The following is a 16,250-nucleotide window of genomic DNA, read 5'->3' as shown; positions in this document are numbered from 1 at the left end:
TTAAACTAATTAAGGAAGTAGCTGAACATCATCGATGTAGAAGATACCTGGTATGAAGTTGCCTTCGCCACCGATCTGGATTATGATACGGTCCAGGTCTTTACGATCAGCAGCTCCGCTAAAGTCAAAAGTGAGTTCTACCCACTTATCGAGTTGGTTAACCTGCTGTTTAACCTCCACCTGGCTATTCCAGGGCTCTCCTACTTCTGAGTTTTGTAGCTTTACTGATACCTGCTTTAATAAATTCTTGACAGCCCAATCATACCCTTCCTGTGTAGTATAGTCGTTAAAGCTTGGCATGAAAACCTTTAAGCGGATCTTATTTTTGTTGGTTAAATCAATCTTATGATCCAGTGTTAAGTAAAGGTTTGTGAATGCATTCGCTTCGCCGGCAGGCTTTATATACTGCGCTACTTTAGCAGAGGTATTAATCGGCAGGGGAGCCGGGTTATCGTAAGTCTCATTAAATGTTACCTGGTCTGTTTGCCAAACGATGTTCCCCGGTGTGTCAAAGTCATCTTTCAAGTCAATTGCTTCTTTGTATGGCTTTGCTACTACCGGCGGGGAATAGCCTTCCGGCACAAGTACATAGTTTCGTACGCCACCACCGCCACAGCAAACCTTTCTGATATGTAACCGGTTCTCAGAAAGTTCAATCACTTCATAAGTACCCTGGTTATCATCCCAGGCTATAGTTTCACCATTACTTACAGAAAGCATGGTTTTGCCATTTTCCTGGTAGATGCTCCACTTACTGGCTACTGGAGTTTGCGGCACACAAACGTTTTCCTGCCCGCCATCAACACCCCACATTGCACCACCGCTCTTATTCTCAAACTGGAAGCCAATTAACTTGAAAGTGTATTTGTCATCCTTCATGCAATCGTTTTGAGCATCCAGCGTTTGGTTCCACCATGACGATGGCGCCTCAGGAGGACCTCCAAAATTCATTGGCCCTACCGGATCGAATACCCATGTCTTGCCTTCCAAGGCATGGGCACCACCTGTCAGGAAGTTGTAATCCGGACGGTTGAGCATCAGTGGATTGGTGTTAGCGATGGTAACCGTTTTACTGTTAGCAGCAGAGCCACCACTGGTGTACATGGTTAAAGTAACCGTATAGTCGCCTTTTAGCGGGTATTTACCTGTTACTTCCATGCCGGTTGCGGTCTCACCGTTTCCTAAATCCCAGACAGCTTTAAAGCCAGGTGCATCAGCCTTGAAATGAACAATGTTGGGGTTATTAGCATCTGCTTGTGTGCTGAACTGTACCTGATCGGAGGAAGGAGCCGGTCCAAGGCTTCCGTCTTCCTCTTCGCAGCTGCTTAATGCAAATGTAAACAGCAGGAGTGTTGCGATGTATGATAGATATCTTTTCATGATAAGGATCTCTTTGATGAATGATTAATAACCTGCGTTCTGCTTCAACAACCCATTGGAGATAGCAATCTCACTTTGCGGGATCGGGAAGAAACCTTTTGTAGCAGGCTTGAAGGTGACATTAAAGTCCACCTGATCGCCGGTATACAGGGGACCACGCTTACCGTTTACCGTTATCTTCTGGTCGGCCACAGTTACTCCCTGGCGAAGCAGGTCCCAGTAACGCTGGCCTTCTAAGGCAAGCTCCACACGGCGCTCTTTCAGGATATTATCCAGTGTGGCTGGCACTAATGGCAAACCAACACGGCTGCGTACCATGTCCAGGTACTGCTTTGCATCACCACCGCCAGCTTTTACACTGAGTTCAGCAGCCATCAGCAGTACATCGCTGTAGCGAACAGAACGATAGTTGTTCCCCCAGTTCAGTTCCAACTGCCCGGCTCCAGGTTTATAGTCTTTTGAAGTGGTATACTTCTGGCTGAAATAACCTGTATGCTGGTATCCTTTGTCAAGCTCGCCATTCAGCTCAGTTTCGATCAGCAGTGTCGCATCGCGGCGCGGGTCATTCGCCTCGAAAGCATCGTACAGCGACTGTGTAGCCGGTGCAAAGCTCCAGCCCCGTTCATAATTCTCAATAGCCGGGCTTACTACGCGTGGCCCCTGCATCTGTGGCTGAATGTTTCCTTCACCACCCTGTATATATCCCCAGTCATACCATGGGTTCAGGTCAGAGTAAGCGATCTCCCAAACAGACTCCTGGCTGTACTCGCCGCTTTTCTTGAAGTTATCGGCATAGTTACCCAGCAGGGCATGTCCGCTGTTGTTGATGATGTCCTTCAGATGGTTTAAAGCCCGCTGTGCATCCACTGTTACATCACCGGCCTGTAGCTGCTCTCCATAGACTCCATTGTAGAACAGGTAAGTACGGGCAAGCAGCGCTTTGGCAGCCCATTTGGTTACACGGCCCTGATTGGCACGCAAAGTGCTTTCTGGCAATTTTGCTATAGCTTCTTCCAGATCTTTAGCTATCTGGTTGTAAACTGCTTTCGGAGCTGCTTGAGGCTGGTTGTACTCATCCGGGTTTACCAGTGTGTTCAACACTAGTGGTACGTTTTCAAATGTGCGTACCAGGTCCAGGTAAAAATGAGCTCGTAAGAACTTTGTTTCCGCTATGATCCTGTCTTTCACCTCCTGGCTGGCCTCTACGCCTTCAATCTTTTCCAGTAACAGGTTGGCGCGGTAAATGCCGATAAAGTGCTTTTTCCACAGACCCTGAATCTCCGGATTTGATGTTCTGATGTTGTGCATGTCCACTTCGATGATATTTGGAGCATCGGTACGGCTGGCACCACCTGCAAACGCATCATCAGAGGCGATATCCATTAACATGGGGGTAGGGTGGAAGCCTGTTACCGTATTCCACTGCAATACATCATAAATGCTTACCAAAGCCTCCATGGCGTCTGCTTCTGTTTTGTAGAAGTTAGATTCTACGCGGGCATCTTTAGGCTGGAGGTCCAGGAAATCGTCGCAGCTGGCAGTTCCGAGTGCCATGGCTGCTACAAATGCTATTCTTGCGCTAGTTTTAAGTATATTATTCATGTGTGATGACGTTAGAAAGTTGCGTTTAGACCAACTCTGAAAATACGGGCCTGTGGATAGATGCCTCTGTCTATACCGATGTCAAGTGTGTTTCGGGCACCAATTTCAGGATCAAAGCCACTGTATTCTGTAAATGTCAGCAGGTTATCGCCGGAAACATATACACGCAGATTGGTCAGGTGGATCTTGGAAAGTGCGTTGTTTGACAAGCTATATCCAACCTGTAGTGTTTTCAGGCGCACATAATCACCATCTTCTATGTAAATATCAGAGATTCGGCTATAGTTGCCATTTGCGTCGCTCCAGGTAAAGCGAGGGTATTTGTCTGAGGTGCCTTCACCGGTCCAGCGGTTCAGGTATTTAGTTTGCATATTAGATGTTACCAGATCATGGCGACGTGTACCGTTGAAAATCTGGTGACCAAATGCGCCGCTGAAGAAAGCACCCAGATCAAAATTCTTATACTTCAGGTCCAGGTTATAACCCAGTACCACATCCGGCGTAGGGTTACCGATGTTGGTTCTGTCTTCATCGTTGATCTTGCCATCGCCGTTCAGGTCTCTGAAGCGAATATCGCCAGGCTGTGCATTTGGCTGAATTAAAGCACCATCTGCGTTCTTATAAGATGCTACCTCTTCTGGCGTCTGGAATATACCGTCTGTCTCAAGTCCCCAGAAGTATCCGAAAGGCTGCCCAGGTATACTTCTGGATACTAAGCCATACGTCGCGAAGCTGGAGTTCAGCAATACTCCCTCAGCATTGTTGATGCTTAATACTTCATTCTTGTTATAGCTGCCATTAATGGAGGTCCTGTAACTGAAATCGCCTACTTCACCGGAATAGGTAAGGGCAAGTTCCAGTCCTTTGTTTCTTACTTCGCCGCCGTTTACAGTTGGTGGATTGTTTCCTACAGTGCCAGGTATCGGTGCAGCTACTAACAATCCTTTCGTCGTTTTGATGTAGTAGTCGGCCTCCACTGCCAGTCTGCTGTTAAACAGGTAGAGGTCTAAACCAATATCCGTTTGCTCTGATGTTTCCCATTTTAAGAAGGGGTTGGCCACCTGCACAGGGGAGGCTCCACCTATATACCCTTCTTCACCAGGGAAGAACGTATAACCGCGGCCTACACCAATAACAGAAGCCCAGTTATAGTTACCGATTCTGTCGTTACCGTTCTGGCCCCAGGAAGCACGAAGCTTCGCGAAGTTTACCAGGTTCTGTTCCGGAAAGAAGCTTTCTTCTGAGATCACCCAACCCGCAGATACAGACGGGAACGTGGCGTACTTGTTCTCACTACCAAATCGGGAGGAACCGTCTCTTCTAATTACCCCTGATAACAGATACTTGCCATCATAGTTGTAGTTGGCGCGCCCAAAGACTGAAAGCAGTGCATTCTCACCAAACCAACCTCCGACCCGTGCACCATCTGCATCCGTAGCCAGATTAAGGTAAGCCATCGCAGGATCACTGGTAACGAGGCCGGTATTGGAGGCAAATACATTGTCTGCCTGACTCTTTAGTGCTGTGGTACCTAATGTTAGTCCAATGTTGTGTCTGTCAAACGTTTTATTGTAATTCAACACGTTCTCTGCCTGCCAGGTGTAGTATTTGACTCTTTCCTTAGACACCAGTGAATTATCGTTATTTTGTGCAGAGTTCAGGTAGAACTTGGGAGCAAAGTTGTCGTTGGTTACATAAGCCAGGTCTATACCGAACGTTGATCTGTAGGTTAGTCCGGAAGTGATGTTAATATCCGCATAGGCGTTGGCTACTAACTTATCTACTTTTGTGTTTCCGTTCAGTATCGCCAGCCTTGCCAGTGGGTTAACAACTTCCTGGGCTACATAAGGTGAAATAGCATACACATTGCCGTTCGCATCTCTTATGATATTAGGCGAGGTATATAGCGAAGAAGCCAGTCTGTCAGGATCAGTTTCAAAAACTGGTGTGATAGGATCCAGGTTGATGGCGTTGCTGAGCAAACCGCCAAACTCCTGGTTCGGGTCAATGGCTCTTCTGTTGATATTAGTATAGGCCAGGTTTGTTCCGATCTTCAGGAACTTGCTTACCTCGTTGTCTGCATTTAATCTTAAGGTATAGCGCTTGAAATTAGACTTGTCGCCACCCACAATACCATTCTGATCAAAGTAGGAGAAGTTGGTGTAAAAGCTGGTTTTGTCACTACCGCCGCTAACAGCTACCTGGTGGTTCATGATCTTCTCGTTCTTGCCAAAAAGCTCATCCTGCCAATCGGTGGTGGTTGTAAACTTGCTTACGTCACTGTACGGCGGTGTAACTCCTGCATTGGCTGCACCTTCGTTCATCATGATGGCATACTCGCGGGCATCAAGTAGGTCAAGTTGCTTCCACGGGTTCTGTACACCAACATACCCATCGTAGGAAACATGCATTTTGCCATCTTTAGAGCCGCTCTTGGTTTTGATGAGCACTACGCCATTAGCCGCGCGGGAACCATAGATAGCAGCAGAAGCCGCATCTTTCAGCACCTCCATCGACTCAATGTCGTTTGGGTTCAGGTAATCTAGGCCGCCTACCGGCAAACCGTCCACTATATATAATGGATCTGAACTGCCTGGTGTGCCAATACCCCTGATGCGCACCGTAGGTGCATCACCTGGCTGTCCGGAAACGTTGGCTACCTGTACACCTGCCACCCGGCCCTGCAGGGCCTGCTCAACACGGAGTACAGGTGTTTCTGTGATCTCTTCCGGTCTAACAGAGCTGATGGCGCCTGTTAATTCACTGCGGCGTTGTGTTCCGTAGCCAATCACCACAACTTCCTCTAGTTTTTTAGTGTTCTCTGCTAACTTAATGTCGATCACCGCCCTGTTATTTATAGGGACCTCTTGTTTGATGAATCCTATAAAAGAGAACTGAAGGGTATTTCCTTGCTCAGGTACTTTAAGTGAGTATACCCCCTGAGCATCTGTAGTAGTACCCACGGGCATACCTTTTACTACTACACTTACGCCCGGTAATGGAATGCCCTCTTTAGCGGTAGTTACCCGCCCCGTTACGGTGGTTTGTGCATACGCTACTCCATAGAGGTGAAATAGCAGCAACAGTATAATTTTCCTCATAATGAAAGATTGTAGGTGAGTGATCTTTAATTTGACTTGAAGTACATTGTTTTCTCCTGTAAAAACTAAAAAATAGCTACATCATGAATACATCAATCCCTTTGAAGGGGTACAACAAGAATACATCAAATCAATAAAAATATGCTTTAAATGCCTGTATGGAAGGTTTGTTTATTTTAAATGCTTAGCTTTTCTTGTAAATTGAATACATCACCCAGATTTTATTTAGATTTATGTGAAAGTTAATGATTTATGGAGTCAGCTTTACGGCCTGTGTTATTTTATTTTAGTTTGCTGGTACTTTTGCCTCTTGTGTCGCTCCAGGCACAGTCGCGGTATTGGGGCAATCCGTTCGTCAAAAACTTCAGCACCGAAGATTTTAATGGAGGTATTCAGAGCTGGGGCATAGCACAGGATAGTCGTGAGGTTATTTATGTAGCAAATAATTTTGGGCTTCTTGAATTTGATGGGGCCGAATGGAGTCGGTTCACTGTTAACAGTGGCACTAAAGTAAGGGCTCTCTATACTTCCAGGTCATTGGGAAGGGTATACGTCGGGAGCCAGGCTGATTTTGGTTACTTTGAGCCGGACAGGCTGGGTAACCTGCAATACCACTCTCTGAAGGATCTGATACCGGAACAGCACCGAAATTTTGATGAGGTATGGCGGATCTATGAAATAGACGGTGATCTCTACTTCGCAACTTTTAAAAATATCTACATTTACACCCCTGGTAAGAAAGTAAGGGTAATAGCACCTAAAAATCCAATTGAGCTTTCATTTAAAGTCAAAAACAGCCTCTATACCATGGAATGGGGCGTGGGCCTGTCTGAATTAGAGAACAATAAACTGAAGCTACTGCCGGGTGGTGAGAGGTTTGCACAAAGCCGAATTGCTTCAATCCTGCCTTTAGACCAGTCAAATCTGCTCATTTTTACAGTAGAGGATGGCATATTCCTCTACGATGGCATAAGGCCGGTACCTATGAAAATGGAGGATGGGGAAGTGCTACAGCAACTGGTTATAAATCAGGCGGTTTTGCTAAAGGATGGTACCTATGCTATCGGGACCCAAAATGATGGTTTGTACATCATGAATAAGCAGGGAGCGCTGCTGTTGCATTTAACCAAAGCTGACGGACTTTTTGATAACACCATTCATACCCTTTACCAGGACGTGCATGAAAATCTGTGGCTGGGTTTAAATAATGGTTTGTCTTTAGTAGAGTTAAGCTCTCCTTTCACCAGGATAGATGGTTCAAAAGGTGTGTCAGGAGCTGGCTATGCTGCTTTAAAATTAAATGACAAGTTATACCTGGGTACTACCAGTAGCTTATTTGTTAATCACCTGGGGCAAGCGGGGACGTATTCTACTGTTCCGAATTCTACAGGTCAGGTGTACAAACTACGGAACTTCCAGGAGCAACTGCTTATGGGGCATCATACCGGGCCTTATGTGGTTGCTAATGGGCAGGCACAAAAAATCACAGCAGGTAACGGATCATGGGACTATGTTCAGGTGCCGGATAAGCCTGATTTATTTATTCTGGGCTCTTACGATGGCATAAGCCTGCTCAAACAAGAAGGAGGCTCTTTCAGGCTACTTCGAAAGTTCAATGGATTTAATGAGTCATCAAGAGTGCTGGATTTTGATGAAAAGGGAAACCTGTGGATTGCGCATGGGTATAAGGGCGTTTTCAGGATCAGGTTTGAACCTGACTACAGTGCTATCAGGAAGGTATGGTTCTATAATTCAAAACACGGATTGCCCTCTGACCAGCTTGTAAATATGGAGAGGCTACAGGGTAAGCTGTATTTTCCTGCTCTTACCGGTATCTATCGCTTCGATTATAACAAACATTCATTTGTAAAGGACAGTGTCTTTTCTTCCTATTTTAACCCCGACGAACACCTGGTTGAGATGGAAGAAGATGTTCAGGGAAACATTTACTTTATCTCTGACCAGCGGGTGGGGAAAATGAGTCTGAACAAGTTTGGTAAGCCACAAATAGAGAGCAAACATTTCAATAATATCACTGACAGGTTGAATGATGATCTCCCTTACATAAAAATACTTGACCTGAACAATGTTCTCTTAGGCGCGAAGGACGGTTTTATACATTACGATGCTTCTAAGAGTAAAACCCTTTATCCTTTCAATACCCACATCACAAAAGTTGTGAATACTTCATTTGAGAAGGATTCACTTTTATCATCTGAAAGGTCATATCAGGGTGATGAAGACCTGAATCTGCCTTATAAACAGAATTCCCTTCGGTTTACTTACTCCAGTTCATTTTATGAACGTCCTGAAAAGACGGAGTACCAATATTTTCTTGAAAATTTTGATGATGATTGGTCCACGTGGACGAACAAAACGGAGAAGGAGTACACTAACCTGCCGGAGGGGAATTATGTTTTCCAGGTTCGGGCCCGCAACATACATGGTAATATCAGTGAAGCAAAAAGCTTTGCCTTCTCGATTCAACCACCCTTTTACCGCAGCAGACTGGCTTTCTTATTTTATATCTTGCTAGGATTTTTCATGCTGGGTACTTTTTTTCATCACCTGGAAAAGAAATTCAGGCGTGAAAAGTTACTGATCATAGAGGATAAAGAACGCCTGCTAAGTGAAAAGGAAACCGAAGTGCAGGAGGCGGCCAAGCAGAATGAGAAAAAGATACTGCGTTTAAAGCATGAGAAGCAGCAATCAGAGATAGAGTATATGAACCGTGAGCTGGCATCCTCCACCTTTCACCTGATCAATAAGAATGAGTTGCTAAATAACGTGAAACTGGAACTGCAGTCAATAGTAAAGCAAGGTGAACTACAGCAACATGGTGAGGAAGTAAAGCGGATCATCAAGAATATAGAGCAGAATATTACAAGTGATGCGGACTGGAAGCAGTTTGAGCTGCACTTCAACCACGTACATGGCGACTTTACAAAACGCCTCCAGGATAACTACCCGGACATGACGCCTCAGGAAATTAAACTGAGTACCTATCTTCGCCTTAACCTCACCACAAAAGAAATTGCGCAGCTGCTAAGCATCTCAGTTCGTGGTGTTGAAATAAGCCGTTACCGCCTCCGTAAACGCCTTAATTTAGACAGAAGTGAGAACCTGACTGATTTTATACTACGATTCTAAGGTAATTCTACTATCAGGAATTTACCTTACAAAGAGTATGAAACTTGGTTGCTAACCTATCCCCGCCATACCAGGAAGGAAATGTAGGCGATGTAGATGAGCAGGAAAAAGGTGCCATTATAACGGTCTATGGCATTTTTAATGCCAATTGGCATTGCTAGTATAAGAAGCGTACTGGCAAATATCATCATCACTACGTCCGAATTACTAACCACATCGAACGGAAGCGGGTGAATTACGGCACTTATACCTAAGATCCACAGGAGGTTGAAAATATTAGACCCCACTACGTTTCCTACGGCAATGTCGATGTTGCGACGATACGCGGCCATAGCAGAAGTAACAAGTTCTGGGAGAGAAGTACCGATTGCCACCACTGTTAAACCGATAAACGATTCGCTCAGTCCAAACGACGATGCCATGTACACGGCACCATCCACTACCCACTTACCGCCAAGGAATAAACCGGCCGCACCTAGTACAATAAAAAGTGTCGCTTTGGGTATAGACATGTCGTGCACTTCTTCCTCTTCTATAATCTCATCCTTATTGGTTTTAGCTATATTATAGATGTAAGCCATAAACAGCATGAAGAAGAAAAGGAGAATGGCGCCATCTATACGGCTTATATATAAGTCTGATTTTTTACCAAAGATGGTGGCGTTTGCCAGGAAACCTACAAGCAAGGTGGCAATGAGCGAGAAGGGAATTTCTGTGAGTATGGTGTTGCGCTTGATGGGTAACGGGCAAATCAAAGCTGTTATTCCCAGGATAAGCAGCAGGTTCGCAACGTTACTACCGAATACATTTCCTATTGCCAGCTCCGACTGCCCCTGCATACTTGATAAGATGTTTATGATCAGTTCCGGCAGGGAGGTACCAAATGAAACGATCGTTAAACCAACCACCATATCCGATATGCCAAAGCGCTTGGCAATGGAGGTGGAGCCGCTTACCAGTATGTCAGCACCTTTAATTAAAAGAACGAAGCCTACTACAAATAGGAAATATAAAAGCATTTAGTGGGGATGGATTTAAAAAAGTATGGCTACCCAATTTTTACTGAGCAGCCATACCTGAATATATACTTTATTAACTATGCCATGTTATGATACACGGCCTGCACATCATCATCTTCTTCCAGACGCTCGATCAGATTCATTACCTCCTCTTCCTGCTCCTCTGTTAACTCTGTGCGGGTAGTTGGTATGCGCTGAACTTCTGAGCTTATTACATTCAGCCCTTTGTCTTCCAGCCCTTTTTGCATAGCTCCGAAATCCGTGAAAGCTGTTTCAATGATAATCTCATCTTCGTGTTCGTAAATATCCTGTGCACCAAAGTCGATCAGTTCCAATTCCAGTTCCTCCAGGTCCACGCCTTCAGCAGGAATCTTAAAAATTCCCTTGCGTTCAAACAAGAAGTCCAGAGAGCCGGTTTTGCCTAGTGAACCGCCTCCCTTGGAGAAGTGCATGCGCACATTGGCTACAGTACGGTTCAGGTTATCGGTGGCACATTCAGCTACTACGGCAATTCCGTGTGGAGCATAGCCCTCGTATACTACTTCTTCGTAATCTCTTTCTTCTTTGGAGGATGCTCTTTTTATTGCGGCCTCAATACGGTCTTTTGGCATGTTAACGCCTTTGGCGTTCTGGATTGCCGTACGTAAACGCGAGTTTGTCTCCGGGCTTGGTCCGCTTTCTTTCACGGCCATCACTATCTCTTTGCCTAGGCGGGTAAAAGCCTTCGACATTTTGTCCCAGCGTTTAAACTTTCGGGCTTTTCTAAATTCAAATGCGCGTCCCATAGTATGATTTGTGTGTATTACAAAGTTAGGGAGCTTAGGTGGAATTTGGTAATTTTTAGTTAGTGAATTGTTAGAGGGAGATTTTATGATGCTAGCGTCTTTGTTGGGGACGTGCTATAGCGGGGGCTTTGGCTCTTTTAGCACTTATTTGGAATATGTAGGTCTGCTATCTTCTTTAGCTATTGTTGATCCTTCTTTATTTGGAATACGTAGGTCTGCTGTTCTTTCTAGCTGTTGTTCATCCTCAGTCTTAGCTGCCTTCTGTTTCATCTTTGGCTTTGGCTCGCTCCAAGCCCGCGAGGGCTCGTCCTTCGGCATCGCGCGGTGTATCTGAAGCTGCCATCGGCTGCGCCTGCAGGCTGCCCTTCGGGCACCGCAACAGCTACAAGGTGCTCAACCTAAGGACTGGGATCAGTTCGATAGCTACTTCTATTCCTACTGGCAAGGAAAGTGAAGGAGTAAGTAGAAAGAAGTCCCCCTTTGAAGGGGGCGAAGGGGGATGATTACACCTGTGCTATGAAACTCTTGTCCTAAATTAAGTAGTAGCAGACTCCCCTCCTTGGCTAAGGAGGGGAAGGGGTGGTTGGACCCGGGGAGGTAGAAATCCTGATTCAGACAAAATGGCAACCAGCGTCCCCACTTTAGCAAATCATGAGCGTGCACGCTCAGGCCAAATAAACTTATACTAAAACCATCTACTTCCTAGGCGAAGTATGGTAATCTGAAATACGGAGGTGGTGTTGGCAGAAGGCGTACTCGTGTTGAATGTTAGAGCCGACAATGATCAGGCGGCCTTCTCTGTTCTGGTCTACGTGCTCCTGGTACCACGCCACGCCTTCCTGGTCTAAGTTAGTAGTGGGTTCGTCTAAAAGCAGGAGCGATGTATCGGAATAAATGGCAAGGCCAAGCTTCAGGCGCTGTTTCATGCCGGAAGAAAAGTCCTTCACATACTTGTTCTTTGAGCGCTGCAGTCTCATTCTGTCGATCAGGTCTGGGTTCGAAAGGTTCTTTCGCAGTGGCTTAAAGCGGGTATGAAAGTCAAGCATTTCCAGGAGAGTGAACTCCTCCACAAGTTCCAGGTAGGGAGCTGTGAGGGACAAGTGCCTATAAGCATCATCGGGGGCGACAATCTTGTTGTCTTGGGTATACACAACTTCTCCTTCGCTGTAAAGATTGTGGCCGGCCACAACAGTAAGAAGAGTGGATTTCCCGGAACCGTTATGCCCCAATATGGCATAAGAGGTGCCTGACTCAAACGTGTAAGTCAGGTTCCGGAAAATCCACTCATAGTTATAGCGTTTACCTAAATTGCTTAGGTTAATTTGCATCTTTCGAGAAATAGCTTCTGATAATGCCTCTGCCAGAATTGCGCAGGAAGTTGATGATCTCATCGCGTTCTTTGCTTGGCGGCAGCTCCAGTTCAATCTTATCGAGTGCCTGAGTGTTGTTCAGGCCGCTCATGAACAGGATACGGTAAATCTGCTGAATCTCATTGATCTGCTCACTTGTGAAGCCTCTGCGACGCAAACCAATAGAGTTAATGCCTGCATAGGAAAGCGGCTCACGTCCTGCTTTCACGAATGGAGGCACATCTTTTAAAATCAGAGAGCCACCGGATATCATCGTGTGCACGCCAATTTTAGCAAACTGATGCACTAAGCTGGCAGCGCTGATAATGGCATGGTCACCCACTTCAACGTGGCCTGCCATCTGTACTGCATTACCAATGATACAGTTGTCTCCTACAATACAGTCGTGTGCCACGTGGGCATAGGCCATGATAAGGCAGTTGCTGCCGATCACGGTCTTCATTTTATCAATGGTACCACGGCTAATGGTCACACATTCCCGCACAACGGTGTTATCGCCAATATGCGTAGTGGTTACCTCACCTGCAAACTTAAGGTCCTGCGGAACTGATGATACAACTGCTCCAGGGAAAATTTTACAGTTTTTGCCGATACGGGCACCTTCCATGATCACCACATTGGGACCGATCCAGGTGCCTTCGCCAATCTCCACATTCTTATGGATGCTGGCAAATGGCTCTACAACAACGTTCTGTGCGATCTTCGCCTCTGGGTGGATGTAAGCTAATGGCTGGTTCATGCGTCTTTTTTTACAATACTTGCCGACATTTCAGCTTCCATTACCAGTTGGCCGGCTACGAAAGCCTGACCGCTCATTTTGGCAATTCCACGTTTAATTGGAGCCAGCAGTTCACACTTGAAAATAATTGTATCTCCAGGTATCACTTTGCGCTTAAAGCGGCACTTATCAATACCCAGGAAGTAAGTCCAGTAATCATCCGGATTCTCTACTGTGTTAAGAACAAGTATACCACCTGTCTGAGCCATGGCTTCGATCTGGATCACGCCCGGCAACACTGGGTTTCCCGGGAAGTGGCCCTGGAAGAAAGGCTCGTTCATGGTTATGTTCTTAACGCCCGTAACCGTTGTTTCGTCTAGGTGAATGATTTTATCAATCAACAGGAAAGGGTAACGGTGTGGCAATGTGGCAGATATCTGGTTAATATCCATCACAGGCTTTTTCTTCGGATCGTAGGTAGGCACGTTTTTGATCGTAGCCTCATGGATCATGCGCTTCACCTTTTTAGCAAAGGCAATGTTAGCAGCGTGACCCGGACGTGCCGCAAGAATCTGTCCTTTGATAGGACGTCCGATCAGGGCAAGGTCACCGATCAGGTCTAACAGTTTATGACGAGCTGGTTCGTTTTTGAATCTCAGCTCCGTATTGTTCAGAATACCTTCTTCTTTTACCTCTACCTTCGGCTTTTGAAGCAGATCCGAAAGATGGTTTAGCTCATCCTCCTGAACTACACGGTCAACAATTACGATGGCATTGTCCAGGTCCCCACCTTTTATCAGGTTCTGCTTGTAAAGGGCTTCCAGCTCATGCAGGAAAACGAAAGTGCGGCAAGGGGCAATCTCCTCAACAAACTGATCAAAACTGGTGATAGAAGCATGCTGGCTACCCAGGATAGGAGAGTTATAGTCCACCATGGCTGTCAAGCGGTAATCATCCAGCGGAAGCCCTGCTATCTCTACACCACGGCTGTCATCCTTGTAGCTTAATCCTTTTGAAATCTCAAAGTAGTTACGTAGCGCGTTCTGCTCTTCTAACCCTACCTCTTGCAGCGGCTTTACAAATTCAATCGAAGAACCATCCATGATCGGAGGCTCTGGCCCATCAAGTTCGATCAGTACATTGTCTATTTGCAAGCCAACCAGAGCGGCTAACGTATGCTCTACAGTATGTACCCTGGCGCCATTTTGCTCTATGGTGGTACCTCTGGATAAATCTACTACATTGTCCACATCTGCGGCTACGACAGGCTTGCCAGGTAAATCAATGCGCTGAAACTTATACCCGTGGTTGATCGGGGCAGGTTTAAACGTCATGTTAGACACCACACCTGTATGCAATCCTATGCCGGATACAGTTACCGGAGCTTTGATAGTATGCTGTTTATCGTTCATTCACGTAATCGTAGTCGTGTTTGTGTATTTGTAAATAGAGTAAGCCGCTTAGCCGATGCACTTTACCGCTGCAAACTTAAGACATTATAAACGCCTTGCCAATTTTATTTCAGGTGCTTAAAGTAGACAGGAAACAAGGCTGTTAAACACGTTCTTTCAGCATCTCCAGTTCCCGCTGCAGCTCAGGCAACTTGCGGAAAACTGTCATGGCGCGCAGGTTCTGTTTGTAGTCGAAAGCCGGAGAACCTTGTATGATCGTACCCTGTTCTTTCACGGATTTTGAGACACCAGACTGTGCACCCACTGTGGTCTTATCTGCAATGGTGATATGTCCCACAATGCCTACCTGGCCAGCAATCACACAATAATTGCCTACCTTAGATGAACCGGAAATGCCTGACTGGGAGGCTACAACCGTATGAGCACCCACTTCCACATTATGTGCTATCTGTACTAAGTTATCGATCTTGGTACCTTGTCTGATGATGGTAGAACCCATCGTCGCACAATCAATGGTGGTATTGGCGCCAATGGATATATCATCCTCCAGCACTACATTGCCAATTTGCGGAACAGCCTTATACGTGCCGTCTGCCTGAGGTGCCCAGCCGAAGCCGTCGCTCCCCAGCACCGCACCGCTATGGATGGTGCAATTGCTGCCCACTACGGTGTTTGTGTACAATTTAACACCGGCAAAGATGGTGGTATTATCTCCAATAGTTACATTATCGCCAATGTATACCTGCGGGAAAATCCTCACATTATCTCCGATCTTACAATTTGCACCGATATAAGAGAAGGCCCCGCGGTAATGATTCTCTCCAATCTGACTCCCCTGGCCAATAAAGCAAGGATCTTCTACCCCCGTTTTGGAGGCGATCAGCGCGGTCTGGTAGTACTGAAGTAAGGTAGAAAAGCTTGAATAGGGATCGTTAACACGTATAAGCGTGGCAGAAACAGGCTTTTTCAGTTCCAGATTACTGGCAACTATAACGGCGCTGGCTTCTGTGCTATATAGAAATGATTCGTATTTGAGGTTGGATAAAAAAGCGAGGGCTCCCTTTTGGGCTTCCTCAATTTTAGCTAATGTGCTGACCTTGACTGTATTGTCTCCATCTACTTTGCCCTGCAGCAGGTCAGCTATCTGTTGAACAGTAAATTCCATTTTGTAAAATTATAGCAAAAACTTAAAAGTGCTAATGCTTTGGGTTTGCAAACTTAACAAAAAAGTATTTTACCTCCTTTGGGAATTGCGTTTAATCGAAGGGTCTATTCTGAAATAAACCACATCTATGGCGCGAGCGTCTTTGTTCTTGTAGTGCTATAGCGGGGTCTTTGGCTCTTTTAGCACTTATTTGCAATATGTAGGTCTGCTATTCTTTCTAGCTGTTGTTTATCCTCAGTCTTACCTGCCTATAGTTTCATCTTTTGCATTGGTTCGCTCCAAGCCCGCGAGGGCTCGTCTTCCCGCATCGCGCTGTGTTCCCTTTCTTTGCTACCCTTGCGGTCGCAATGCCTTACGGCACCGGAATCTCACAAGGCGCTCAACGGAAAGACTGGGATAAGGTACTGTTTTGAAAGTCAAGGATTTTAGTTGAATTTTTCTAATCTTCACCTTACCTGAAAGAGAGCTCTTGGCCGAGAGGTGCGGGATGTCTTCTTCCAGATCTGGCTGCAGCAGTCCCTGTTTATTTTCCTGCCAAGCTTCATCTC

12 protein-coding genes are annotated in these 16,250 nt (G+C 45.9%); 1 reads left to right on the top strand and 11 read right to left on the bottom strand.

What is annotated here, in order from left to right:
* Positions 1–9: 9 nt before the first annotated feature.
* From ACFSRY_RS06980 to ACFSRY_RS06970, 3 genes are read right to left on the bottom strand one after another with little or no spacing between them, the layout of a single operon-like run.
* Positions 10–1,380 carry a PKD domain-containing protein gene (locus ACFSRY_RS06980; protein ID WP_377504480.1) on the bottom strand — a complete coding sequence of 457 codons (1,371 nt, stop codon included), beginning with the start codon at positions 1,378–1,380 and terminating at the stop codon, positions 10–12.
* A 24-nt stretch (positions 1,381–1,404) separates the two neighbouring features.
* Positions 1,405–2,982, bottom strand: coding sequence for a RagB/SusD family nutrient uptake outer membrane protein (locus ACFSRY_RS06975; RefSeq protein ID WP_377504477.1), 1,578 nt, complete (start codon positions 2,980–2,982; stop codon positions 1,405–1,407).
* A gap of 11 nt (positions 2,983–2,993) precedes the next feature.
* Entirely contained in the window at positions 2,994–6,083 is a 3,090-nt protein-coding gene (locus tag ACFSRY_RS06970) for a SusC/RagA family TonB-linked outer membrane protein (protein ID WP_377504473.1), read from the bottom strand.
* Between the two features lie 252 nt (positions 6,084–6,335).
* On the opposite strand from ACFSRY_RS06970, the gene ACFSRY_RS06965 reads away from it, so the two are divergent.
* The gene (locus tag ACFSRY_RS06965; protein WP_377504470.1) at positions 6,336–9,233 is read left to right on the top strand and encodes a triple tyrosine motif-containing protein; all 2,898 of its coding nucleotides are present in this window, start codon (positions 6,336–6,338) and stop codon (positions 9,231–9,233) included.
* A 56-nt stretch (positions 9,234–9,289) separates the two neighbouring features.
* On the opposite strand, the gene ACFSRY_RS06960 is transcribed toward ACFSRY_RS06965, so the two are convergent.
* The 8 genes from ACFSRY_RS06960 to ACFSRY_RS06925 form a co-directional block, all read right to left on the bottom strand.
* On the bottom strand, positions 9,290–10,252 hold the full coding sequence (locus ACFSRY_RS06960; protein ID WP_377504467.1) for a calcium/sodium antiporter: 963 nt from the start codon (positions 10,250–10,252) through the stop codon (positions 9,290–9,292).
* Positions 10,253–10,329: 77 nt separating this feature from the next.
* The gene (locus ACFSRY_RS06955) at positions 10,330–11,037 is read right to left on the bottom strand and encodes a YebC/PmpR family DNA-binding transcriptional regulator (RefSeq protein WP_377504464.1); all 708 of its coding nucleotides are present in this window, start codon (positions 11,035–11,037) and stop codon (positions 10,330–10,332) included.
* Between the two features lie 250 nt (positions 11,038–11,287).
* A complete protein-coding gene (locus ACFSRY_RS06950) occupies positions 11,288–11,416 on the bottom strand; it encodes a hypothetical protein (protein WP_377504461.1) in 129 nt (42 codons plus the stop codon).
* A 316-nt stretch (positions 11,417–11,732) separates the two neighbouring features.
* Positions 11,733–12,365: an ABC transporter ATP-binding protein gene (locus tag ACFSRY_RS06945; protein ID WP_377504458.1), complete on the bottom strand. Its 633-nt coding sequence runs from the start codon at positions 12,363–12,365 to the stop codon at positions 11,733–11,735.
* Entirely contained in the window at positions 12,355–13,146 is a 792-nt protein-coding gene (gene lpxA / locus ACFSRY_RS06940; protein ID WP_377504455.1) for an acyl-ACP--UDP-N-acetylglucosamine O-acyltransferase, read from the bottom strand. Before lpxA ends, ACFSRY_RS06945 begins: the two co-directional genes overlap by 11 nt.
* Positions 13,143–14,537 carry a bifunctional UDP-3-O-[3-hydroxymyristoyl] N-acetylglucosamine deacetylase/3-hydroxyacyl-ACP dehydratase gene (locus ACFSRY_RS06935; protein ID WP_377504451.1) on the bottom strand — a complete coding sequence of 465 codons (1,395 nt, stop codon included), beginning with the start codon at positions 14,535–14,537 and terminating at the stop codon, positions 13,143–13,145. The genes lpxA and ACFSRY_RS06935 overlap by 4 nt, the downstream gene beginning before the upstream one ends.
* Positions 14,538–14,679: 142 nt before the next feature.
* On the bottom strand, positions 14,680–15,702 hold the full coding sequence (gene lpxD, locus ACFSRY_RS06930; RefSeq protein ID WP_377504447.1) for a UDP-3-O-(3-hydroxymyristoyl)glucosamine N-acyltransferase: 1,023 nt from the start codon (positions 15,700–15,702) through the stop codon (positions 14,680–14,682).
* Positions 15,703–16,032: 330 nt separating this feature from the next.
* The coding region (locus ACFSRY_RS06925; RefSeq protein WP_377504444.1) for a hypothetical protein at positions 16,033–16,250 on the bottom strand (218 nt) is incomplete at its 5' end.

Source organism: Pontibacter locisalis (assembly GCF_042684605.1).
Taxonomy (GTDB): Bacteria; Bacteroidota; Bacteroidia; order Cytophagales; family Hymenobacteraceae; genus Pontibacter; species Pontibacter locisalis.
This window is presented reverse-complemented; position numbering and strand designations above follow the sequence as displayed.